Source organism: Enterococcus sp. LJL90, assembly GCF_056924355.1.
On the sequence record NZ_JBXPBQ010000001.1, the window covers coordinates 952646 to 973426 of the forward strand.

Below are 20781 nucleotides of genomic sequence, written 5' to 3' on the forward strand. Positions count from 1 at the left end.
GAGTAAAGTAAAACGAATCGTGATCGTTACCTCACTTTTGAGAGGCAGAATTTTCTGCAATTTAGGTGGTACCGCGTAATCAATCAACTTACGTCCTAAGGTGTTTCGGCATCTTAGGGCTTTTTTGTTTTTCCAAAAAAGCGGCAGTGTTGAAAAAAATAAAAAGGAGACTTTTGTTATGACGGAAGAAAATAATTTATCGACAAAGTACAACCCCCTTGAAGTAGAAGCTGGGCGTTATAAAAAATGGTTGGAGCAGGACTTATTTAAGCCTAGTGGTGATGCTAAGGCCAAGCCTTATTCAATTGTTATTCCGCCCCCCAATGTTACTGGCAAGCTTCATTTAGGTCACGCATGGGATACGACTTTGCAGGACATGATTATTCGCCAAAAACGAATGCAGGGATTTGATACGCTTTGGCTGCCAGGCATGGACCATGCCGGTATTGCAACACAGGCGAAGGTCGAAGAAAAATTAAGAGAGCAGGGAATTTCCCGTTATGATTTAGGCCGTGAAAAATTTATCGACCAGGTTTGGGAATGGAAGGGCGAGTATGCTAGCCATATCCGTGAACAGTGGGCCAAATTGGGCTTGTCGTTAGATTATTCTCGGGAGCGTTTCACTTTAGATGAAGGCTTATCAAAGGCGGTTCGCACAGTTTTCGTAAAATTATATGAAAAAGATTTAATCTATCGTGGGGAATACATTATTAACTGGGACCCGCAAGCCCGCACCGCTCTTTCAGATATTGAAGTCATTCATAAAGATATCGAAGGTGCCTTTTATCACATGACTTATCCATTGGCGGATGGCAGCGGCGCCGTTGAAATTGCGACGACCCGCCCAGAAACAATGCTTGGTGATACTGCCGTTGCGGTTCATCCAGATGATGAACGCTATCAAAATTTAATCGGTAAAACGGTAATTTTGCCTCTGATGGAAAAAGAAATCCCCATCATTGCCGATGAGTATGTGGACATGGACTTTGGAACCGGCGTTGTAAAAATTACTCCAGCCCATGATCCCAATGACTTTGAAGTCGGCAATCGGCACGATTTGCCGCGGGTTAATGTGATGAATGAAGACGGCTCGATGAATGAGTTGGCTGGCAAATATGCCAGCATGGATCGATTTGCAGCCCGCAAAATGATTGTTAAAGATTTAGAAGAGCTGGGCCGTTTAGTAAAAATTGAAAAAGTGAATCACAGTGTCGGTCATTCTGAAAGAACTGGTGTGGTAGTGGAACCGCGTTTGTCAACGCAATGGTTTGTAAAAATGGCACCATTGTCTGAAAAAGCAATTGAAAATCAAGCAACTGACAACGCTGTTGATTTCTTTCCACCACGGTTTAATCAAACTTTCCTACGGTGGATGGAAAATGTTCATGATTGGGTAATTTCACGGCAGCTGTGGTGGGGCCATCAGATTCCAGCTTGGTACCATAAAGAAACTGGTGAGATGTATGTTGGCATGGAAGCGCCAGCGGATAGTGAAAATTGGCAACAAGACCCTGATGTTTTAGATACTTGGTTTTCTTCGGCTCTATGGCCATTTTCAACAATGGGTTGGCCTGATGTGGACAATGAAGACTTCAAACGTTATTTCCCAACCAACACTTTAGTGACGGGCTATGACATTATTTTCTTCTGGGTGAGCCGGATGATTTTCCAAAGTTTGGAATTTACTGAAGAGCGTCCCTTTGAAAATGTTTTGATTCACGGCTTAATTCGCGATGAACAAGGCCGCAAGATGAGCAAATCATTAGGCAATGGGATTGACCCAATGGATGTCATTGAAAAATATGGCGCCGATGCTCTGCGCTGGTTCTTATCCAATGGCTCTGCTCCCGGTCAGGACGTGCGTTTCAGCTATGAAAAAATGGATGCGGCGTGGAATTTCATCAATAAAATTTGGAACGCCTCACGCTTTGTCATCATGAACGTTGAGGGCATGACAGTTGAAGATATTGACTTGACTGGAGAAAAAACGGTGGCAGACCGCTGGATTTTAACCCGCTTAAATGAAACTATCGCCAAAGTCACTGACCTTTTTGACCGCTTTGAATTTGGTGAAGCTGGTCGCCAGCTGTACAACTTCATCTGGGATGATTTTTGTGACTGGTATATTGAGATGAGTAAAGAAGTTCTTTACGGGGATGATGAAGCCTCTAAAAAGACCAACAAGAGTATTTTGGTTTACACCTTGGATCAGATTTTGCGTCTATTGCATCCAATTATGCCTTTTGTTACAGAAAAAATTTGGAATAAGATTCCCCATGCTGGCAGTTCATTAGTCGTTGCCGACTATCCAGTAGTTCGACCAGAATTTGACGATGAAGATGCGGCTAAGGGGATGGCTGTTTTGACGGAACTTATTCGTTCTGTTAGAAATATTCGGGCAGAGGTTAACACGCCGTTATCAAAACCAATTACCCTTTTGATTAAAGCGACCGATCCCGTAATTGGTAAATTCTTAGTTGAAAATACCAACTATATTGAACGTTTCTGTAATCCTGATGAGCTGCAAATCAGCGGTGATTTAATTGCTCCGGAATTGGCAATGTCAGCGATTTTAACCGGCGCTGAAATTTATCTACCGCTGGCGGGCTTGATTAACATTGAAGAAGAAATTCAGCGGCTAGAAAAAGAATTGGCCAAGCTGGATGGCGAAGTCAAACGGGTTCAAGGAAAATTATCCAATGAACGCTTTGTCGCGAATGCCCCAGACGATGTGGTTGCCGGTGAAAAAGCCAAAGAAAAAGATTATTTAGATAAACAAGCAACCGTTCGCGAACGGATTGAAAATCTGCGGACGATTAGTTAAAGCAAAAAAACTGTCGATGGAAATTTTCTGTTGGCAGTTTTTTACTGAGGTTCGATAGCATCTGGTGCATCATCGAGGAAAACTTTTGCTATAATAAGCGGGGAAGTTATCTGGAGAGGGGAAAGAAAATGTCATTAACTGTTGCTGAGGCAATTGACTGGATTCACAGCCGTCTGCCTTTTGGCTCGAGACCGGGCTTAGAACGAGTCAGCGCTCTGCTGGAAAAAATAAATCATCCTGAACTGAAGGTTCCGACAATCCACATTGCCGGGACGAACGGCAAAGGCTCAACGGTAACCTATCTGCGTTGTATGTTGGAGGAACTAGGTTTGACTGTCGGCACCTTTACCTCACCGTACATTGAAACATTTAACGAACGAATTGCCATTAACGGCGTAGGTATTTCTGATGAAGCCATCATAGAATTAGTGACCCGTTATCAGCCGATTGTGGCAGCAATGGATCAAGAAGAAGCGATTGCCGGTATCACCGAATTTGAAACATTGACGGGGATGGCTTTTGATTATTTTTTGCAGGAAAAAGTGGATGTTGCAATCATTGAAGTCGGCCTCGGCGGATTGTTGGACTCAACTAATGTCGTGCATCCCTTATTAACTGGAATCACAACGATTGGATTAGATCACATGGAGATTCTTGGCGAGACGTTAGCGGAGATTGCCGCTCAAAAAGCCGGCATTATTAAAGCCGGCATTCCGGTAGTAACCGGCAATATTGAGAGCATCCCACTTGCGGTCATCGAAGCTGAGGCCGCTGATAAAAAAGCGCCTATCTATCGCTTTGATCAAGAATATTTTGTCGACTATCTGCATCCCGATGAAGAATGGGGCGAGGTTTTTAATTTCAGCAATGAAGCTGGCAAGATTCCGAAGCTGCGGGTCTCGATGATTGGTCAGCATCAAAGTGAAAATGCGGGGATGGCGATTGAATTATTTTATCAATACTGTCGTTTAACCAAGCAGAATTTTCAAAGTAAGTTTGTGACAAAAGGCCTTTGGCAAGCTCAATGGCCTGGGCGGATGGAGCGTTTGAGTGAAAATCCGCTGATTATTTTAGATGGTGCCCACAATGAACATGCCGTCAAGCGCTTAGTTGACAATTTGCAACGGGAATTTGGCAGCTATCAAATAAAAATTTTGTTTTCTGCCGTCGCTACAAAGGAAATTCATGGTATGCTAACATTGTTGAAGCAACTGCCCAATGTGGAAATTTATTTGACCACTTTTAATTATCCTCGTTCATTGGAGTTGAAGGATTACGCCAATGAGGTGGATGAGCAGTTGACGATTGTTTCTTTATGGCAATTCGGCTTGGCGGAAATTCTAGAAAATTTTGAAGACAATCAATTGCTGTTAGTCACTGGTTCGCTGTACTTTATTTCGCAGGTGCGGGAATTATTATTAGAATTAGGAGGAGCAGATGAAAAAGCTTAGTGGTGTAATTTTTGATATGGATGGGCTGATTTTTGATACGGAGATGCTCTATTATAAAGCAACGCAAAAAGTTGCCGATGATTTGGGCTTTGCCTACAGTAAAGAGGTCTACTTAGATTTTTTAGGGGTCTCTGATGAGGAAGTCTGGGAAAATTATCATCAAATTTACGCAGATAAAGGAACAGAAGCCGTTGATAAATTTATCAACGAGTCCCATGCGGAAGTTTTGCGGATGTTTGAAAAAGGCGAAGCGGCCTTGAAACCCGGAGTTCATCAATTAATGGACTATTTAAATGAACGGAAAATTCCTAAAATTGTTGCCTCTAGCAATCAGCGGCATGTGATTGAATTGTTGTTGGAGAATGCTGAACTAAAAAATGAATTTATCGACATCGTTTCTTCTGAAGACGTCAAGCGGGCTAAACCCGACCCAGAGATTTTTGAAGTGGCAGTGAAGCGACTAAACACTGCCAAAGAGGAAACCCTTGTCTTAGAGGATTCCCAAAATGGCGTGCTTGCCGCTCATAAAGCGGGTATTCCGGTCATCATGGTACCCGATTTATTAGTGCCGACTGATGATTTGCTGGCGAAGACGCTGCATGTGCTGGATTCTTTGGAAAAAGTGCCGGATTATTTTGGCGATTAATTGAAAGAAAAACTCTTTTGCGTATTTTTAAATGAAAACGCAAAGGAGTTTTTTTAATGAAGGAAAAATTATTACTAAGGGAAATGCCGGCGGACTCTTTGCCACGGGAACGCCTCTTGAATTTTGGGGAAAAGGCTTTGTCAGATCAAGAATTGTTAGCAATCGTTTTGCGGACTGGTTATGCCAGCCAAAACGTTATGGAATTGGCCGGTGCCTTGTTGCAGCATTTTTCCAGCCTTTATGAAATCAAGCAGGCCACACTGCAGGAATTAAAAACAGTTAAAGGCATTGGCCAAATTAAAGCCTTAGAGTTAAAGGCTGTTTTGGAATTAGGCTGGCGCATTCAGCAGGCGCAACAACCTAAGATTGGCCGAGTGACCTCCAGTTATGATTTGGCGCAGCAATTAATTTTGCAGCAAAAAGATTGGCATCAAGAACACTTGCGGGCGCTGTATCTCAATACGAAAAATGAAATCATTATCAAAAAAACGATTTTTATTGGATCGTTGAATCAGTCCATTGCGCATCCGAGAGAGATTTTCCGCTTTGGGGTCCGCTGTTCAGCGGCCCGTATTTTAATTACCCATAATCATCCTTCCGGCAATCCGACGCCCTCTAGCAATGATTTGGATTTTACCGCCCGCCTCATCAAATGCGGCGAGATGCTGGGCATTGAAGTGTTGGACCACATCATCACGGGCGAAAAATCTTATATTAGTCTGCGGGAGGAGGGGTTCTGGCAAAAAATAAATCAAGGCACTTGAAAAAAAGACCTAATAATAGTAAAATTGTTTTTGTAAATTTGTTTGTCTTATTTAAGCTCTAGGTAGTTGACAATTGTTGCACCTCTTGTGTAAGAAGAGCAAATGTTACAATATTATATTTGTGATTAATCACAAGGAGGTTCATCAAGATGGAAAACGGTACAGTTAAATGGTTTAACGCAGAAAAAGGCTTTGGGTTTATCACTCGCGAAGACGGAAGTGACGTATTTGTTCACTTTTCAGCTATCCAAGGTGACGGCTTCAAAACTTTAGAAGAAGGTCAAGCAGTTACTTTTGACGTTGAAGAATCAGATCGTGGCCCTCAAGCTACTAACGTTAACAAAGCTTAATTTCTAAAAATTTTAACCTCTGAGGAGTTTTCCTCGGAGGTTTTTTGTTTTCTTCTTTGTTCACTCCTAATTTTGTTTCAAAATTTTTTACTCATTTAGTAGCCAAGTCAAAAAACTTGACAATATAATTTTTTTGGAAAAACAGCAGTGAAGAATGTTATAATAAACCCATGGGTCATTTCAATTACTCGTGTAAGTAATTTATTTTTAAACTAAACCAGAAAAAATTCCTTTCATTTTGATGATGAATGGCATTTTTTGTTGGAATTGTCAGGAATCTTTCAAAATGACAAGATTGAATTCACGAGTAATTAATTGAGTCATTCAAAAGTTTTTACAGCGAGTTTCTTCTATATTATAAAGCTATAATTATAAAGCTATAAAATTCTGTTATGGTTTTTATAATAAATAGTAAGCGCTTTTTTTGCTGTCAAAGATTGTATTTTTACCGAAATCGCGATATTGTGTTTTTTATCACATAGTAAAATTTTTAGCGTTTGAAAATCAAATAAGAAAACAACTTTTTCTTTGAAAAATTGGTATTACTGCAGAATTCTTCTGTAGTTTGAAATATGCTTTAAGATGCAATGCAATTGGCTTTTTGAAAAATTTAGACTTAGGGAGGAATTAGTGTGGATTTTGAATTGAGTAATGAACAGATCATGATGCGACAATTGTTTCGGGATTTTGCTGAAGCAGAAGTTAAACCGCTAGCCCATGAGATTGATGAGAATGAACGGTTCCCGGCGGAAACAGTTGTTAAACTGGCCAAAGCGGGTTTTATGGGCATTCCCATCGATAAAGAATTTGGCGGAGAAGGAGCTAATACCTTAGCCTACGCTATGTGTGTGGAAGAGTTGAGCCGGGTCTGCGGAACTACCGGAGTTATTGTTTCTGCCCATACTTCTTTGTGCTGCGAACCCATCAGTAAATACGGCACTGCTGCTCAAAAAGAAAAATATTTGATTCCTCTGGCTAAAGGTGAAAAATTAGGCGCCTTCGGTTTAACTGAACCGGGAGCTGGTACAGATTCAGCTGGTCAGCAAACAAAGGCTGTCTTAGTCAACGATCACTATGTCTTAAATGGTACTAAAATTTTTATCACAAATGGCGGAGTTGCAGATATTTATATTATTTTTGCCATGACGGATAAGAGCAAAGGCAACCGCGGTATCTCTGCCTTTATCGTTGAAAAAGACTTTCCTGGTTTCTCCATTGGGAAAAAGGAACAAAAAATGGGGATTCGGGGTTCATCGACAACTGAATTAGTCTTTGAAAATTGTATCGTGCCGAAGGAAAATCGTTTGCGTCCAGAAGGAAAAGGTTTTGGCGTGGCAATGGGAACTTTGGATGGCGGCCGCATTGGAATCGCCGCCCAAGCGTTAGGGATTGCCCAAGGCGCCTTGGATGAAACAGTAGCTTATGTTAAAGAGCGTAAGCAGTTTGGTCGGAGTATTGCAGCTTTCCAAAACACTCAGTTCCAATTAGCTGACATGAAAGCCCAAATTGAAGCAGCACGGCTGTTAGTTTATAAGGCAGCCTATGCCAAGGAACATCAAAAATCCTTCTCTGAAGAAGCTGCTATTGCAAAATTATTTGCTTCTGAAACGGCGATGTCTGTGACGACGAAATGTGTTCAATTGCACGGCGGTTACGGTTACATTCGTGATTATCCGGTGGAACGGATGATGCGGGATGCGAAGATTACCGAAATTTACGAAGGTACCAGTGAAGTGCAGCGGATGGTTATTTCCGGCGCAATGTTACGATAAGACAGGAGGAAATGATTCGATGAATATTTTTGTATGTATAAAACAAGTTCCCGATACAACGGAAGTAAAATTTGATCCTGAAACAGGCACTCTAATTCGTAAAGGCGTGCCGACCATTATTAATCCTGATGATAAGGCCGGCTTGGAAGCAGCCCTGCGCTTAAAAGATCAATTTGGCGCAACCGTCACTGTTGTGACCATGGGACCCATGCAAGCAGACGTTGCGTTGCGGGAAGCCTTGGCAATGGGGGCAGATGAAGCCTACTTAATTTCTGATCGGGCCTTTGGTGGTGCGGATACTTACGCTACCAGTATTACAATTGCCTCAGCAATTAAAAAAATCGGTGGCTATGACTTGATTATTACTGGTCGGCAGGCGATTGATGGGGACACAGCTCAAGTTGGCCCACAGATTGCTGAACACCTCGGCCTTGCCAATATTAGTTACGCGGAAGATATTAAAATGGAGGAAGATAGCATCATCGTTAAGCGTCAATTTGAAGACCGCTATCATCTGATAAAAGCTAAACTGCCTTGTCTGATTACGGCGCTTTCTGAATTAAATGCGCCCCGCTATATGACGCCAGGGGGAATCATTGATGCTTACGCTAAAGAAATTCACATTTTAACCAAGGCTGATTTAGATTTAGCCGATGATCAAATTGGCTTGAAAGGCTCTAAAACACGCGTCTTTAAATCTTATGATAAAGAAGCTAAAGGCGCCGGCACTGTAGTCAATCTTGATGTGGCGGAGTCTGTGGAATGGCTGATGGATAAACTAGCAACCAAATACATCATTTAAATCATTCGGAGGTGAGAAAATGGATATGAAAGATTATAAAGGCGTTTTAGTTTTTGTTGAACAGGTGGACGGCGAGATTGCTCGGGTCAGCTATGAATTACTCGGTGAAGGCAAAAAGTTAGCCGCCACTTTAAATACGGAAGTCACGGCGGTAGTTTTGGGCAATCATTTGGAAGCCCTCGTGGATAAATTAGCAACTCATGGCGCTGATAAAGTGATTGTCGTCGAAGATCCCGCTTTAGAAACGTACATGACAGAACCTTATACTCATTCGATGGCAGAAGTCGTCAATGAATATAAACCAGATGTTGTCTTATATGGTGCGACAGCAATCGGTCGGGATTTAGCTCCTCGGGTGGCAGCTCGCTGCAGCACTGGACTAACAGCTGACTGTACGCGTTTAGAGGTGCAGGAAAAAACCAATAATTTATTAATGACTCGGCCAGCATTTGGCGGCAATGTGATGGCGACGATTCTCTGTCCAAATCATCGCCCGCAAATGGCGACAGTTCGTCCCGGTGTCATGAAGCAGGCTGAAAAAATGGCAAATCCTGATTGCCAAGTGGTGAAATACGGCGTGCCTAATTTAGCCAATTACCAAAATGTTGAAATTTTAGAAGTCATTAAAAAAGAAACTGAACGGGTGGACATCATGGATGTTGACGTGTTGGTTTCCGGTGGCCGAGGCATGGGCAGCGTGGATAACTTCAAGCTGCTGGAAGAATTAGCTGATGTTTTAGGTGGCACGGTTTCAGCTTCACGGGCAGCCGTCGATGCCGGCTGGGAGGAAAAAGATCGGCAAGTTGGGCAAACCGGTAAGACTGTTCGGCCAAATCTTTATATTGCCAGCGGTATTTCAGGCGCAATTCAGCACGTTGCCGGCATGGAGGAAAGTGATATTATCATTGCCATCAATAAAGATGAGTCTGCACCAATTTTTGATGTTGCTGACTTTGGTGTTGTTGGCGATGCCACCAAGATTGTTCCATTATTGACTAAAGAAATTAAAGCCAAACGGGATACTGAAGGATAAAGTTTAAGAAAATGAAAAAGCACAATTATAAATGACCTTTGTGTCGCAAAAGAGCCTAGTGGGGACTGGGCTCTTTTTTTTGCTCTCTAGCAGCTTATAAATAACTAAACAATTTATCTACAACTAAAGTCTGAGGCGTCAGTCAAACTTTATTCCCATGAAATTAAGGTCAGCCAGCCGTATAGTTTTCCCAGAAGACTTGTTAGAAAGACATTTTGAAGTTCTTGCAAAATTGTAAGAGAAAAGTAATAAAATTACATGGTCTAATTTTTTTGAAAAGAGTATAGTAGGCGATGGATAAAATACTAACCTTGTTTTGAAAAGAAACGGCTAACAGTTTCTAACAAACAAAGAGAATGATACATAAGGGAGTAATGACGATGTTACAAGTTGAGAATCTTAGAAAAGTATATGGCAATGAATTACAATATGAAGCTTTAAAGGGGATTAATCTGACGGTTGAAGATGGTGAATTTATCGGCATCATGGGACCTTCAGGAAGTGGGAAGACAACTTTCTTAAACCTTTTGGCGACTATCGATCAGCCGACTAGTGGCAGCATCATGCTAAATGGGAAGAACCCAAATACTTTAAATCAAGAAGAAATTGCCAAGTTTCGCCGTAAAGAATTAGGCTTTGTTTTCCAAAGTTTTAATTTAATGCCAACCTTAACAGTGGAAGAAAATATTGTTTTGCCGCTGACTCTAGACGGTGAAAAAGTCAGCCGCATGAAAAAACAAGTGCGGGATTTAGCTCCCCGCTTAGGGATTGAAACATTATTACCAAAAAGAATCGGTGAAATTTCTGGTGGTCAAGCGCAACGGGTGGCCGTTGCCAGAGCGATGATTCATCATCCAGAATTATTGTTGGCCGATGAACCAACGGGTAATTTGGATACAAAATCTTCGCGGGACGTTATGGGCCTACTGCGCCAATTAAACCAAGAAGAACAAGCCACCATCTTGATGGTTACTCATGATCCTTTGGCCGCTAGCTTTTGTCAACGGATTGTCTTCATTAAAGATGGAGAACTTGTTGATGAAATGCATAATGATGGCAATCAAGGGCGCTTTTATGACCGGATTATCACCGAGCTAGCCAGAATTGAGGGTGTTGACAATGAGTTTTAATCAATTAGTCATCCGCAATACTATTCGCAATCGTCATCTTTACATGGCTTACTTTTTAAGCACAATGTTTTCTGTAATGGTCTTTTTTACCTTTAATGTTTTTGCGCAACATCCTTCTTTGTCCGATGGGCTGAATTCCAGCGTACAGACGGGTATGACCGCTGCTGCAGTGATTATTTACGGCTTTGCCTTTTTATTCGTGCTGTATTCAATGGATGTCTTTTTACAATCCCGCAAAAAAGAATTTGGCGTGCTAATGATTCAAGGGATGAGTCCCAAGCAGCTGCGCAAAATGGTGTTTATTGAAAATCTCGTGATTGGTTTTTTTGCGACAATTTTCGGTAGCATCTTTGGGATTGGCTTTTCGCAACTTATTTTATGGATTTCTAAATTTTTAGTCCACGTTGACTTTGGTTTTTATTTTCCAACACAGGCCATTTTAATTACCATTGTTTCCTTCTTTATTTTATTTTTAGCGATTTCCTTTTTCATCCAATTCCGCCTGCCAAAATTATCTTTACAGGAATTATTAAAAGCCGGCGAATTTGGTAAAGGGGTTATCAAGCCTTCATTACTAAAAGCTATTTTATCAGTGATTTTAATTGGCGGCGGCTATGCAGTTGCAATTTTAGTCCCCGGACAAATGGTGCCAATCGTGATGTTACCAGTAATTTTTGTCGTCATCGTTGGGACGAGTTTATTCTTTAACCAATTTAGTGTTGGCTTGATTGAATCCTTGAAAAAGCGCCAAAAGTTATTTTGGAAAAAAACGAATATGATTGTCTTTTCAGATTTGTCATTTAGAATGAAAGACAATGCCCGTTCCTTCTTCTTAGTTTCCGTTATTACAACGGTAGCTTTTGCAGCCATTGGGACTTTATATGGTTTGCAGGAATTACTAGTGGGTCAAATGGATTTGAATCCTTATGAAGTCACAGTGTACAACACCCCTTCTGCGGAATTAGACCAAGAAGTAGCACAGGTGAATCAATTGTTTGCCGAAGATAATATTTCGGTTAATTCAACAACTGTTCATTACTTTTTGGATGCAAACAGCGGCAATCAATACATGACCGTTTCTGAATACAATCAATTGGCAAACTTAGCTGATTTGCCAGAACTAAGTTTAGCTGATGGTGAAGTTTTAGCTTTATCCAGCACGAACTTTACAACTGGCGAGGCCCCAAGCTCTGTTAGCATCAATGGTACAGATTACACAGTGAAAGGGACAGAGCAAACGCAAGTTGTCTCTGCTTTCAGTAATTATTACTTAGTACCAGATTCTGTTAATACTAGCGGGATGACAGAATATCAGTCCACTAATTGGGTGGCCCCTGGTGCAGATTATGATGCATTGGTTGCAACCGGTAAGAAAATCTTCGCTGAGTTTGCCGATACACAACCGAAAACCTTCCTACGACAAACGACTTTAGACGGATACGCACCAATTCTATTTGTCGGTATCTTTATCGGAATTGTCTTCTTTGTTTCAGCTGGTAGCTTCCTATATTTCCGTCTGTATAGTGATATGGATGTGGATGTGGAAAAATTCCGGATGATTTACAAGCTAGGTTTATCGAAAAAAGAATTGAAAAAAATGATTTATCAACAAGTCGGCATCCTCTTTTTCACGCCGATTATTGTCTCAGTGATTCACGGAGCGGTGGCCCTCACGGCAATGTATCATGTCTTTAATATGGATATGCAACTGGCGGGTTGGGAAGTTTTAGGTGTGTTTGTGCTTATTCAAGTGATTTATTACTTAATTGCCCGCATCTTCTACTTTAATAAAGTTTATCTTCAAGTAACCGCCTAAAAAAACTGCGGGAAGCAACAGCCAAGTTTCTTAGCTTGGCCTGTGACTTCCTGCAGTTTTTAATCTTTTTCTTGATTTTTCTTCACCAATTGCGAGCTGTTAATCCCTTCTCGAACGGCAAACTTTATGACAAAAAAGAGCAGAACTAAAAATATTCCCATCAGGACAATTGTACTGGAGTCTTTACCAAATAAATCAAACTTCGCCAACGCGGCCACCAAATTATTTTTCATTTTGCCACCTCCTGCATTAAGTATACCAACAAAAGGCGAGTTTCAGCGTATTTAAAAAAAGTTGACAATAAAAGTTAGCGTTGTCTACTTTTTTGTTTGCGGGAATCTTTAAAAAGCTGATTAAGAGCTATTTATTAAGCCTTTTTCAGAAATAAACAGAAGCTTAAATTTTTTGCAGCAGGTTGCTTTTCTAGTTTTATTTTTATATAGTAGCAGAGGAGATTGAACAGAGGAATTCTGAGAAAGAGGCAATATTTTGGAAAAAACATCGATTTATGGATTAGATAAAGAAGCATTAATCACCTGGTTTGAAGAGCAGGGGGAAAAGAAATTTCGGGCCACCCAAGTCTGGGAATGGCTTTATTTAAAACGGGTAGACCAATTTAGTGAGATGACCAATTTGTCCCATGCTTTGATTGAAAAATTAGAGGCAGCTTTTGTTATCAATCCGTTAAAGCAATTGATTGTCCAAGAATCAAACGATGGCACGGTGAAATATTTATTTGAATTGCCAGACAAATTGATGATTGAAACCGTACTGATGCGACAAGAATACGGCTTGTCCGTCTGTGTCACCACACAGGTTGGCTGCAATATCGGCTGTACGTTTTGTGCCAGCGGTCTTTTGAAAAAGCAGCGGGACTTGACCGCCGGTGAAATCGTCGCTCAAATCATGCAGGTTCAACACTATTTTGATGAGCGGGGTCAAGATGAACGGGTGTCCCATGTCGTTGTCATGGGCATCGGTGAACCCTTTGACAATTACAATAATCTAATAGATTTTCTGCATATCATCAATGATGCTAAAGGCTTAGCAATCGGAGCCCGCCATATCACTGTTTCTACTAGTGGCTTAGCCCACAAAATCAAAGAGTTCGCTGAAAATGGCCTACAGGTAAACTTGGCGATTTCTTTACATGCGCCTAACAATGAGCTGCGGACTTCTATTATGCGTATCAATCGCAGCTTCCCGATTGAAAAATTGATGGCCGCAATCGACGAGTATATTGAAAAAACTAACCGCCGCATCACCTTTGAATATATTATGTTAAATAATGTCAACGATCGGCCGGAACACGCTCAGCAGTTGGCGGACTTATTGAAGGATAAGAAAAAGCTTGCTTATGTTAATTTGATTCCTTATAATCCAGTCAGCGAGCACGATCAATATTCCCGCAGCGAGAAGGCGGATGTTTTAAAATTTTATGATGTTCTTAAGAAAAACGGCGTCAACTGTGTAATTCGTAAAGAACACGGCACTGACATTGATGCAGCCTGCGGTCAATTGCGCAGCAAACAGCTGAAAAAAGTTGCTGCAAAGTAGTCTTTTCAAAAAAAGAAATGATTTTGTGGAGAAACTACAGTATACTTATTAATTATAATTAGTAACAGGGAAAGTGAGTCGAAGGAATGTCTACGAAGAAAAAGGTAATCTTAGGGGTTTTTGGCGTATTACTAGTAGCCTTTATTGGTGTTGTCGGAGTGGCGGCAAAAATATATTATGACGTGAAAAGTTCAGCGAATGATACTTATGCAAGTGCAGAGCGGAGCACCACTTTGCGGGAAGAAACTGGTACGACAGCTGAAATTTCAGAGCAAGAGCCCTTCTCAGTCCTTTTATTAGGAATTGATACAGGCGCATTAGGTCGCGATGAACAGGGTCGGTCTGATACGATGATTTTGGCAACTGTCAATCCTCAATTGGGTCAAACGACGATGATTTCCCTTGAACGGGACACCTACACGGAAATCGTGGGTCATGGCACCACTGAAAAATTAAATGCTGCCTATGCCTATGGTGGAGTGGCGATGGCGATGGACACTGTTGAAAGTCTATTGAGTGTGCCAGTCGATCATTACATCACGATTAACATGGCTGGATTAGAAGAATTGGTAGACGCGGTTGGCGGCATTACTGTAAACAATTCCTTCACCTTTGATTATGAAGGCACCAATTTTAGTATTGGTACTATCAACTTGAATGGCGAAGACGCCTTGAAATATTCTAGAATGCGTTATGATGATCCTAATGGTAATTACGGCCGTCAAGAACGGCAAAGAAAAGTTATCGCAGCGATTGCTCAAAAAGTATTGAGCCTGTCTGGTGTAACGGAATATCAAAGCATTTTAAATGCGATTTCCAGCAACATGACAACCGACTTTACCTTTGATGAAATGACGTCAATTGCCTTGAATTATCGCAATAGTTTCACAAATATTGTCGGAGATCAATTACAGGGAACCGGCTTTATGCAAGACGGTGTTTCTTACCAAAGCGTTTCTGCCGAAGAAATCGCGCGGGTCAAAGCAATTGCCGATGAACAATTAGGAATTACAGAGTAATTTCTAACGTATGATTTAACGAAATAAGGATAAACTTAGATTAGCTACTCAAAAATAAAATAAAAACGAGCAGTAACATCAGCATTGCAATCATTAGTTTTCGAGCCATTTTATTGGTTTGAGCTGCCTGACTAATTGGTGCAAACTGGCTGATGTTGCAGCTCGTTTTTTTGTGTACTTTTAATTCTGCTAAATCATCTCTAAGAAATCTAGGTGATCGTCAGTAGAGTCTGAATCGTAAGAGACTGGAAAATCTAACACGAGGCTACATAGCAAAGCCTACCAACAAGTTTAAAATAAAAATCTATTATTTTTAACGTTCTTTTTTCAAACGGGCACTAAAGACATTTTCTTGATAACACTGAGAAAACTCCCAACTGCGGGGCCAGTTCGTTTTCCTCTCAATTTCATGGAGAATTTTTTTATTAAACTCATTGACAGGAACATTCAGCAACTCATTGACGCTAGGTACATCGCTAATTTGCAGCAGAATGCTGAAATTCAGCTTAATGATATAGGCACATTGATAAGCCAGTTTTAACTGATTGCTTAAGGAGCGCTTGCAGGTGAAGACTGGCAAAATGGAGCCATCCAACAATTGAATCTGGGCGCCTTTTTCTTGGTAGTGGATGTCTTTAATTGTGCTGATGTTCAGCCAGGCGCCATTTTCGACGGACTCAATGGAAAATAAGGTGAAGTTGACCGTGGCGCAAGGGAGTTTGTAGCGGCAGTTACCGATGAAGTTTCTAAAGCTAGCGAAGAAGGCTTGCGGCTCTTTGACGCCTAACTGGTAAAAAAGTAACGTGTCTAAGCAATTTTTAGGGGATTCCAAAATCAGTTTGACACAGCCGTCAGAGACGATTAACGACTGCTTTTGTCGCTTGGCCTGATGAAGTGGCAAAATGGCCAAAATACGATTGTCAATCGGACTGATTGTGCTGGGAATCAAACCTTCTGCCGCCTGAGAAGCGGCTTCTACGATGGAATAGCCCTTTTTCAAAAGGGTATTGAGTTGCTGAAAACTTTGGCTACCGGTTTTTTCATTTTGATTAGAAGCATCGATTGATTTATCCATATTTTTTTCCTCCATCCTAAAGTCTGTAGCATGTTTTGCCTAGTGCAATTTTCATAAATCCAGTTGTGGTTTTGATAATTATCTGAGCTGGGAATGTTTCCAATTCCCCAATGAGAAACTAAAAGTTGCTGGGTTTCCTTTTCAGCAGACATTCTATCCGGTCATAGCTATTGTTTTAACCTATGCGCTAGGCTCCTTTTTTAAATGATTGACCATCTCATTCAATTGATTACAGGAGATTAATTAATCTATAACAATTTTAATAGATTGAAAATTGATTTGCGAGAACAGCGATTTTCAGAAACAAATTCTTTTCAAATCTTTTTTGGAATTAGTGTGGAAATTTACGGAGTTTTCAGGAGAACTTCAAAATTCCCACACTTTGAACTGATTTCAAGACTATGGGGAATTGTCGTTCCGCTATACTGGCGTCAACAACCGGTTGATTAAAAAAATAGAGGAGCAATAGAAAATGGATTACAATCAAACCTTGTTGCAGGCCGAAAAAATGTTAAAGGGCATCTTAAGCCGCCTGCTCATTTTTGAAACACATCCTGAATATGATGACTACCTGCAAATTTTGCGACTAAATCTATACGACTGGTTACAGGCTAATCCTGAAAAAGACTTTGAACAGTGGCAGGGCTTTTTATTTCAGCGCTTTACTTGGGATATTCAGACGCTGCGACGCAATCATTGGCGGCGCCAGCTAAGGGAAAAAAGTTTGACGGAATACCAGGAAACCGTCGGCTGGTCCTTTGAAGAAATTTGTGAGCTGAAGGATGTACTGACTTTGAAGACGGCCTTTACAGAAAGGGAGCGGATTTATATTGAACTGCGGTTGGCGGGGTATTCCCAAAGAGAAATTGCAGCATTTTGGCAGGTGAGTACCACGGTGGTCAGTCGCCTGAAAATAAAAATCTGTCGCAACTTGAAAAAAATTTTAGCTTAGGTGTTGATTTTTTCGGTTCTGAAGTTGTGTATATAGTGTAAGTCATCGCGCGAGCTTACCAAAAAATTTAGGAGGCCACTATTATGGCAACACTGGAAAGTACCAAACTATCGATTGAGCTGACACCCTTTGGCAGTGACAAAATTACTAAGCAGCACTTTAACGACGTCGTTTTAAATCCTGACCCTGAAGCGATTCAAAAGCTTGGCGAGATTATGCATCAGATTTCGCCGGAGGACACAACCTATTTAGGCACTTTGAAAACAGAAGTCACCCGCTATGAACCGATTTAATTAAAAGAAAAGGAGCAAGACCATGAAAAAATTACATTTAACCTTCTTAAATGAAGCCGGTAAAAAACATACCTTAAGACCTACGCTAGCTTCTGAAAGCTTGTCAGAAGAAGCTGTTCGCCAGGCGATGAGCGGCATTTGCGAGCTGGGGATTTTTGAGAAAAACCGTGAACAGCTTTTTGTTGCACCTGATAGCGCCAAATATGTCGAAACAATTGAAACAGTCATTTTCTAAAAAGTGACTGAAGCACTTTAGACTGCAACAAGCGGTCAGCTGGAGATGGATAAACTAGTTGGTCGCCTGATTGCAGTCTTTTTGTGTTCTCTAGAAGATAAAGCTCGTTTTCGCTGTATTATTTCTGAAATTTTTTTAATTTCCTGAGAATTTCTGGCTTTCTAACAAGCAAAAATTTTCATTTTACGGTAAACTAGCTAAGAAAGGTTGGTGTCTGATGAAGTTAGAAACGATTCATCATGTGGCAATTATCGTTGGTGATTATCAGCGGGCCCGTCATTTCTATGTCGACTTGTTGGGCTTTGAGGTGCTGCGGGAAAATTATCGGGCAGAGCGGGATGATTACAAATTAGATTTAAAGCTTGGCAGCAGTGAGCTAGAAATTTTTGGAATCAAAGCTGCGCCACCGCGACCGAATTATCCAGAGGCAAAAGGATTGCGGCACTTAGCCTTTAAAGTCAGTGATATTGAGGCAGTGATTGCTGAGCTGGCTGAAAAAGGTATTACATGTGAGCCAGTGCGGATAGATGATTTCACCGGTGAAAAGATGACTTTTTTCTTTGATCCAGACGGACTGCCTTTAGAACTGCATGAATAATTTCCAGAAGAAAATCAGAGGGAAGTGAAGAAAATGGATAAGATGACTTGCCCCCACTGTGGTCACACCTTTAATTTTTATGAAGTGACCCATGTGGTAGAACATAAAGTGGACAATGAGATTATTGAATGCCCTTATTGTCATGAGATAGCTGATCGCAAACCAAGCAACGGCTATTTTGTTACCCAAAAAATCGAAGGCGAAAACTAGTAAAAGCTAGCGCCTTAAGATAACTTAGTGAGAAGGAGTAGATAAACTATGATTCGTTTTGCTAAAAGAGAAGACGGACCAGCAATTGTTGACCTGCTGATGATTATTTTTAAAGATATGGAACTAGACTTTGTCAAAGAACAGGGGGCCGATTTGACCAAAGAAATTATGCTGGAGGCGATGGAGGATGCCACTTATCGTTACGCATACGGGAATGGCTTAGTTGATGAAATCGACGGTCAAATCGCCGGAGTTTCCTTTGGCTATGGCGACGATCAGGAAGATCAGATTGACCAAGCTTTTCAAAAACTGTTGCCAGCCTACAAGGTTCCCAGCGACCAACGGCTATTTATTGAAAAAGAAACCTTTCCGAATGAGTGGTATCTAGATTCGATTGCTGTCAATCCTCGGTTTCAAGGTCATGGCATCGGCTCGTCTTTATTGAGCGCTTTGCCGCAATTAGCCCACAAAGCCGATAAAAAAATTATCGGACTCAGCGTGGACACTGGCAATCCCCTTGCCAAAAAATTATACACCCGCCAAGGCTTTAAAGTAGTTGGGGAGAAGATTTTAAGCGGTCATCTCTATGAGCACATGCAAAAAGAACTATAATTTCTAAATAGAAAAAACGATTTTTCATTTCCTCCCGCATTTTCAAAATGCGGAGGCTGAAAAATCGTTTTTTGTTTAATCCAAGGCCCAGACAAAACTGTTATTACTCGGACTTAAAGTTTTTTTGCGATTATAGAGCCAATAATCCAGCACCGCTGCAACACAGATACAGACTGGCGCATCTCTGGCATCCGGGATATCTAAGACATAATAATCGCCCGTCAGCATTGAAGCCTTATCCATCGTCATAATTTTTTTATTGAAATGGTGGATTTTATACTGATGATTGTAAATATTTCCCTGAGCCGTCCAATGGAGCTGGCGGATATAATAAAAATCCCCCGGCCAGTTAAAGATTTTCTGCATCGTGCCGACCTTTTTAAAATGGGAATAGAGTTCAAAGCGGGTGCCAAAGGTTAGGCCGACTTGTTTGATGCTGGCGACTAATTCACCATTCATCGTATATAAGGAGAGGGCATCGCCGCGAGTGCCCCAGCGTCCTACTAAAAGAAAAAGCGATTTTCCAGCTTCGTCTTTGACGATGGTGCGGGTCACGCTACTCAACTGCCGCTCTTGAATAAAATATTCTGCCACTATGACACCTCCTCAACAACCCGATTACAGCTTACAATTTTTCGGCAATCGCCCGTTTAATTGCTTTGCCGACACCATTTTCTAAATTGGTGTCTGTTTCATATTTTGCAAAATTCTTGACCCCCGGCTCAGCATTGCCCATTGCAAAGCTGACACCAGCAATCTGTAGCATACTGACATCATTGAAATTATCACCGATGGCCATCACATCGTCTAAGTCAATGCCCCGATCTTTAGCGACATGCCGTAAAGCAATCCCTTTTTGGGCATCCTTGTGATTGATTTCGATATTATTAAAGCCTGAAGAAGTCACGACAACGCTGCCTAACGCGGAAACTTTTTCCCCAACAGGCTCTAAAATTTTGCCGCCTTCAATAGAAAAACAGATAACCTTTAAGACTTCGATATCCGGATTTTTCAATTCTTCTCGGATACTATCTACGTAATGAATCGACAACAGTTTTAAATTAGCTGAGGCCATCGCCACTGCCATTTTATAGGTGATATGTTCTAAATGGCCTGTAATCATTGCGACAAAGCTTTCGATTCGTTTGGTTTGATTTTCTGAATAGACACCGTTATTGGTGGCAACTTCGTAATAGATACCGGCCTGATCTAAAACATCGAGAACTTTTAAGGTTTCTTCCTTTGAAATCGTCGCATTAAAGAGGATGTTGCCCTCTTTATCGAAGACCTGAGCGCCATTTAAACAAATCATAGCGCAGTGAATTCCAGCGTCATCCAGTGCTGATAGAGCTTCTTGGCGATTGCGACCAGTCGCTACCATAAACTCAATGCCCTGTGCTTGAGCATCCTTTACAGCCTGCGTATTTTCTTCTGAAATCAGCATTTGTGTATTTAGGATAGTACCATCCATATCTGAGGCGATTAATTTTATCATTTTACACCAACCTTCCACCAATCCAGTTTATCATATTTTTCGTGAGTTTTCTTGTTATTTACCGAGAATCTCATCAACTTCCAAGTAGAAATTTCTCAGCAGAACTGGCATAATAAAACTTGAGAAATTTTGAGGAGGAAAACTTAT

22 protein-coding genes and 1 other annotated feature (1 of these 23 running past the window's edge) are annotated in these 20781 nt (G+C 41.1%); of the genes, 18 read left to right on the forward strand and 4 right to left on the reverse strand.

All coding sequences use genetic code 11. The features are described 5' to 3' along the window. Positions 1 to 101, forward strand: a binding site (T-box leader) (it extends 141 nt beyond the left edge of the window). A 77-nt stretch (positions 102 to 178) separates the two neighbouring features. The 10 genes from AC1Z3S_RS04355 (at position 179) to AC1Z3S_RS04400 (ending at position 12588) form a co-directional block, all read left to right on the forward strand. Next, entirely contained in the window at positions 179 to 2824 is a 2646-nt protein-coding gene (locus AC1Z3S_RS04355; protein WP_461739323.1) for a valine--tRNA ligase, read from the forward strand. 128 nt (positions 2825 to 2952) lie between these two features. Then, positions 2953 to 4275, forward strand: a complete 1323-nt coding sequence (locus AC1Z3S_RS04360; RefSeq protein WP_461739324.1) for a bifunctional folylpolyglutamate synthase/dihydrofolate synthase — start codon at positions 2953 to 2955, stop codon at positions 4273 to 4275. Further along, complete coding sequence (locus AC1Z3S_RS04365; RefSeq protein ID WP_461739325.1) at positions 4262 to 4921, forward strand: HAD family hydrolase; 660 nt, start codon at positions 4262 to 4264, stop codon at positions 4919 to 4921. The genes AC1Z3S_RS04360 and AC1Z3S_RS04365 overlap by 14 nt, the downstream gene beginning before the upstream one ends. A gap of 56 nt (positions 4922 to 4977) precedes the next feature. After that, on the forward strand, positions 4978 to 5685 hold the full coding sequence (gene radC / locus AC1Z3S_RS04370) for a RadC family protein (protein ID WP_461735449.1): 708 nt from the start codon (positions 4978 to 4980) through the stop codon (positions 5683 to 5685). 149 nt (positions 5686 to 5834) lie between these two features. Beyond that, positions 5835 to 6035, forward strand: a complete 201-nt coding sequence (locus AC1Z3S_RS04375; RefSeq protein WP_071862327.1) for a cold-shock protein — start codon at positions 5835 to 5837, stop codon at positions 6033 to 6035. Between the two features lie 632 nt (positions 6036 to 6667). Next, on the forward strand, positions 6668 to 7807 hold the full coding sequence (locus AC1Z3S_RS04380) for an acyl-CoA dehydrogenase (protein ID WP_461735451.1): 1140 nt from the start codon (positions 6668 to 6670) through the stop codon (positions 7805 to 7807). Positions 7808 to 7826: 19 nt separating this feature from the next. Next, positions 7827 to 8609, forward strand: a complete 783-nt coding sequence (locus tag AC1Z3S_RS04385) for an electron transfer flavoprotein subunit beta/FixA family protein (RefSeq protein ID WP_461739326.1) — start codon at positions 7827 to 7829, stop codon at positions 8607 to 8609. 19 nt (positions 8610 to 8628) lie between these two features. Beyond that, a complete protein-coding gene (locus tag AC1Z3S_RS04390) occupies positions 8629 to 9642 on the forward strand; it encodes an electron transfer flavoprotein subunit alpha/FixB family protein (protein WP_461735453.1) in 1014 nt (337 codons plus the stop codon). A gap of 380 nt (positions 9643 to 10022) precedes the next feature. Next, positions 10023 to 10772, forward strand: a complete 750-nt coding sequence (locus AC1Z3S_RS04395; RefSeq protein ID WP_461735454.1) for an ABC transporter ATP-binding protein — start codon at positions 10023 to 10025, stop codon at positions 10770 to 10772. Next, complete coding sequence (locus tag AC1Z3S_RS04400) at positions 10762 to 12588, forward strand: ABC transporter permease (RefSeq protein WP_461739327.1); 1827 nt, start codon at positions 10762 to 10764, stop codon at positions 12586 to 12588. Before AC1Z3S_RS04395 ends, AC1Z3S_RS04400 begins: the two co-directional genes overlap by 11 nt. Positions 12589 to 12647: 59 nt before the next feature. Here AC1Z3S_RS04400 and AC1Z3S_RS04405 read toward each other — a convergent pair whose 3' ends face one another. Further along, positions 12648 to 12821 (reverse strand): hypothetical protein, encoded by a 174-nt coding sequence (locus AC1Z3S_RS04405; protein WP_461739328.1) that lies wholly within the window; start codon positions 12819 to 12821, stop codon positions 12648 to 12650. A gap of 256 nt (positions 12822 to 13077) precedes the next feature. On the opposite strand from AC1Z3S_RS04405, the gene rlmN reads away from it, so the two are divergent. Next, positions 13078 to 14145: a dual-specificity RNA methyltransferase RlmN gene (gene rlmN / locus AC1Z3S_RS04410; RefSeq protein WP_461739329.1), complete on the forward strand. Its 1068-nt coding sequence runs from the start codon at positions 13078 to 13080 to the stop codon at positions 14143 to 14145. 86 nt (positions 14146 to 14231) lie between these two features. Next, on the forward strand, positions 14232 to 15164 hold the full coding sequence (locus AC1Z3S_RS04415) for an LCP family glycopolymer transferase (RefSeq protein ID WP_461739330.1): 933 nt from the start codon (positions 14232 to 14234) through the stop codon (positions 15162 to 15164). 313 nt (positions 15165 to 15477) lie between these two features. Here the strand turns inward: AC1Z3S_RS04415 and AC1Z3S_RS04420 are convergent, their stop codons facing one another. Continuing rightward, a complete protein-coding gene (locus tag AC1Z3S_RS04420) occupies positions 15478 to 16239 on the reverse strand; it encodes a hypothetical protein (RefSeq protein ID WP_461739331.1) in 762 nt (253 codons plus the stop codon). A gap of 472 nt (positions 16240 to 16711) precedes the next feature. Here AC1Z3S_RS04420 and AC1Z3S_RS04425 point away from each other — a divergent pair, with 472 nt between their 5' ends. The 6 genes from AC1Z3S_RS04425 to AC1Z3S_RS04450 all read left to right on the forward strand — a co-directional run bounded on the left by AC1Z3S_RS04425 (position 16712) and on the right by AC1Z3S_RS04450 (position 19139). After that, positions 16712 to 17191 carry a hypothetical protein gene (locus AC1Z3S_RS04425; RefSeq protein WP_461739332.1) on the forward strand — a complete coding sequence of 160 codons (480 nt, stop codon included), beginning with the start codon at positions 16712 to 16714 and terminating at the stop codon, positions 17189 to 17191. A gap of 83 nt (positions 17192 to 17274) precedes the next feature. Beyond that, positions 17275 to 17484, forward strand: a complete 210-nt coding sequence (locus AC1Z3S_RS04430; RefSeq protein WP_265455656.1) for a hypothetical protein — start codon at positions 17275 to 17277, stop codon at positions 17482 to 17484. A gap of 22 nt (positions 17485 to 17506) precedes the next feature. Continuing rightward, entirely contained in the window at positions 17507 to 17719 is a 213-nt protein-coding gene (locus AC1Z3S_RS04435) for a DUF2922 domain-containing protein (protein ID WP_461739333.1), read from the forward strand. 217 nt (positions 17720 to 17936) lie between these two features. Further along, the gene (gene gloA2, locus AC1Z3S_RS04440; protein WP_461739334.1) at positions 17937 to 18317 is read left to right on the forward strand and encodes an SMU1112c/YaeR family gloxylase I-like metalloprotein; all 381 of its coding nucleotides are present in this window, start codon (positions 17937 to 17939) and stop codon (positions 18315 to 18317) included. Between the two features lie 33 nt (positions 18318 to 18350). Further along, the gene (locus AC1Z3S_RS04445; RefSeq protein WP_461739335.1) at positions 18351 to 18527 is read left to right on the forward strand and encodes a hypothetical protein; all 177 of its coding nucleotides are present in this window, start codon (positions 18351 to 18353) and stop codon (positions 18525 to 18527) included. Between the two features lie 48 nt (positions 18528 to 18575). Further along, entirely contained in the window at positions 18576 to 19139 is a 564-nt protein-coding gene (locus AC1Z3S_RS04450) for a GNAT family N-acetyltransferase (protein ID WP_461739336.1), read from the forward strand. Between the two features lie 75 nt (positions 19140 to 19214). Here the strand turns inward: AC1Z3S_RS04450 and AC1Z3S_RS04455 are convergent, their stop codons facing one another. Together AC1Z3S_RS04455 and AC1Z3S_RS04460 are read right to left on the reverse strand one after the other, a co-directional pair. Next, complete coding sequence (locus AC1Z3S_RS04455) at positions 19215 to 19733, reverse strand: LURP-one-related/scramblase family protein (RefSeq protein ID WP_461739337.1); 519 nt, start codon at positions 19731 to 19733, stop codon at positions 19215 to 19217. A gap of 31 nt (positions 19734 to 19764) precedes the next feature. Next, positions 19765 to 20634, reverse strand: a complete 870-nt coding sequence (locus AC1Z3S_RS04460) for a Cof-type HAD-IIB family hydrolase (RefSeq protein WP_461739338.1) — start codon at positions 20632 to 20634, stop codon at positions 19765 to 19767. Positions 20635 to 20781 lie beyond the last annotated feature (147 nt).

Excerpts from the sequence above, each read along its gene's own strand:
- AC1Z3S_RS04460 (WP_461739338.1), bottom strand. The coding sequence starts at position 20,634 with ATGATAAAATTAATCGCCTCAGATATGGATGGTACTATCCTAAATACA.
- AC1Z3S_RS04430 (WP_265455656.1), top strand. The coding sequence starts at position 17,275 with ATGGCAACACTGGAAAGTACCAAACTATCGATTGAGCTGACACCCTTT.
- gloA2 (WP_461739334.1), top strand. The coding sequence starts at position 17,937 with ATGAAGTTAGAAACGATTCATCATGTGGCAATTATCGTTGGTGATTAT.
- AC1Z3S_RS04435 (WP_461739333.1), top strand. The coding sequence starts at position 17,507 with ATGAAAAAATTACATTTAACCTTCTTAAATGAAGCCGGTAAAAAACAT.
- AC1Z3S_RS04365 (WP_461739325.1), top strand. The coding sequence starts at position 4,262 with ATGAAAAAGCTTAGTGGTGTAATTTTTGATATGGATGGGCTGATTTTT.
- AC1Z3S_RS04355 (WP_461739323.1), top strand. The coding sequence starts at position 179 with ATGACGGAAGAAAATAATTTATCGACAAAGTACAACCCCCTTGAAGTA.
- AC1Z3S_RS04415 (WP_461739330.1), top strand. The coding sequence starts at position 14,232 with ATGTCTACGAAGAAAAAGGTAATCTTAGGGGTTTTTGGCGTATTACTA.
- radC (WP_461735449.1), top strand. The coding sequence starts at position 4,978 with ATGAAGGAAAAATTATTACTAAGGGAAATGCCGGCGGACTCTTTGCCA.
- AC1Z3S_RS04375 (WP_071862327.1), top strand. The coding sequence starts at position 5,835 with ATGGAAAACGGTACAGTTAAATGGTTTAACGCAGAAAAAGGCTTTGGG.
- AC1Z3S_RS04445 (WP_461739335.1), top strand. The coding sequence starts at position 18,351 with ATGGATAAGATGACTTGCCCCCACTGTGGTCACACCTTTAATTTTTAT.
- AC1Z3S_RS04425 (WP_461739332.1), top strand. The coding sequence starts at position 16,712 with ATGGATTACAATCAAACCTTGTTGCAGGCCGAAAAAATGTTAAAGGGC.
- AC1Z3S_RS04400 (WP_461739327.1), top strand. The coding sequence starts at position 10,762 with ATGAGTTTTAATCAATTAGTCATCCGCAATACTATTCGCAATCGTCAT.
- AC1Z3S_RS04420 (WP_461739331.1), bottom strand. The coding sequence starts at position 16,239 with ATGGATAAATCAATCGATGCTTCTAATCAAAATGAAAAAACCGGTAGC.
- AC1Z3S_RS04385 (WP_461739326.1), top strand. The coding sequence starts at position 7,827 with ATGAATATTTTTGTATGTATAAAACAAGTTCCCGATACAACGGAAGTA.
- AC1Z3S_RS04360 (WP_461739324.1), top strand. The coding sequence starts at position 2,953 with ATGTCATTAACTGTTGCTGAGGCAATTGACTGGATTCACAGCCGTCTG.
- AC1Z3S_RS04405 (WP_461739328.1), bottom strand. The coding sequence starts at position 12,821 with ATGAAAAATAATTTGGTGGCCGCGTTGGCGAAGTTTGATTTATTTGGT.
- AC1Z3S_RS04395 (WP_461735454.1), top strand. The coding sequence starts at position 10,023 with ATGTTACAAGTTGAGAATCTTAGAAAAGTATATGGCAATGAATTACAA.
- AC1Z3S_RS04450 (WP_461739336.1), top strand. The coding sequence starts at position 18,576 with ATGATTCGTTTTGCTAAAAGAGAAGACGGACCAGCAATTGTTGACCTG.
- AC1Z3S_RS04390 (WP_461735453.1), top strand. The coding sequence starts at position 8,629 with ATGGATATGAAAGATTATAAAGGCGTTTTAGTTTTTGTTGAACAGGTG.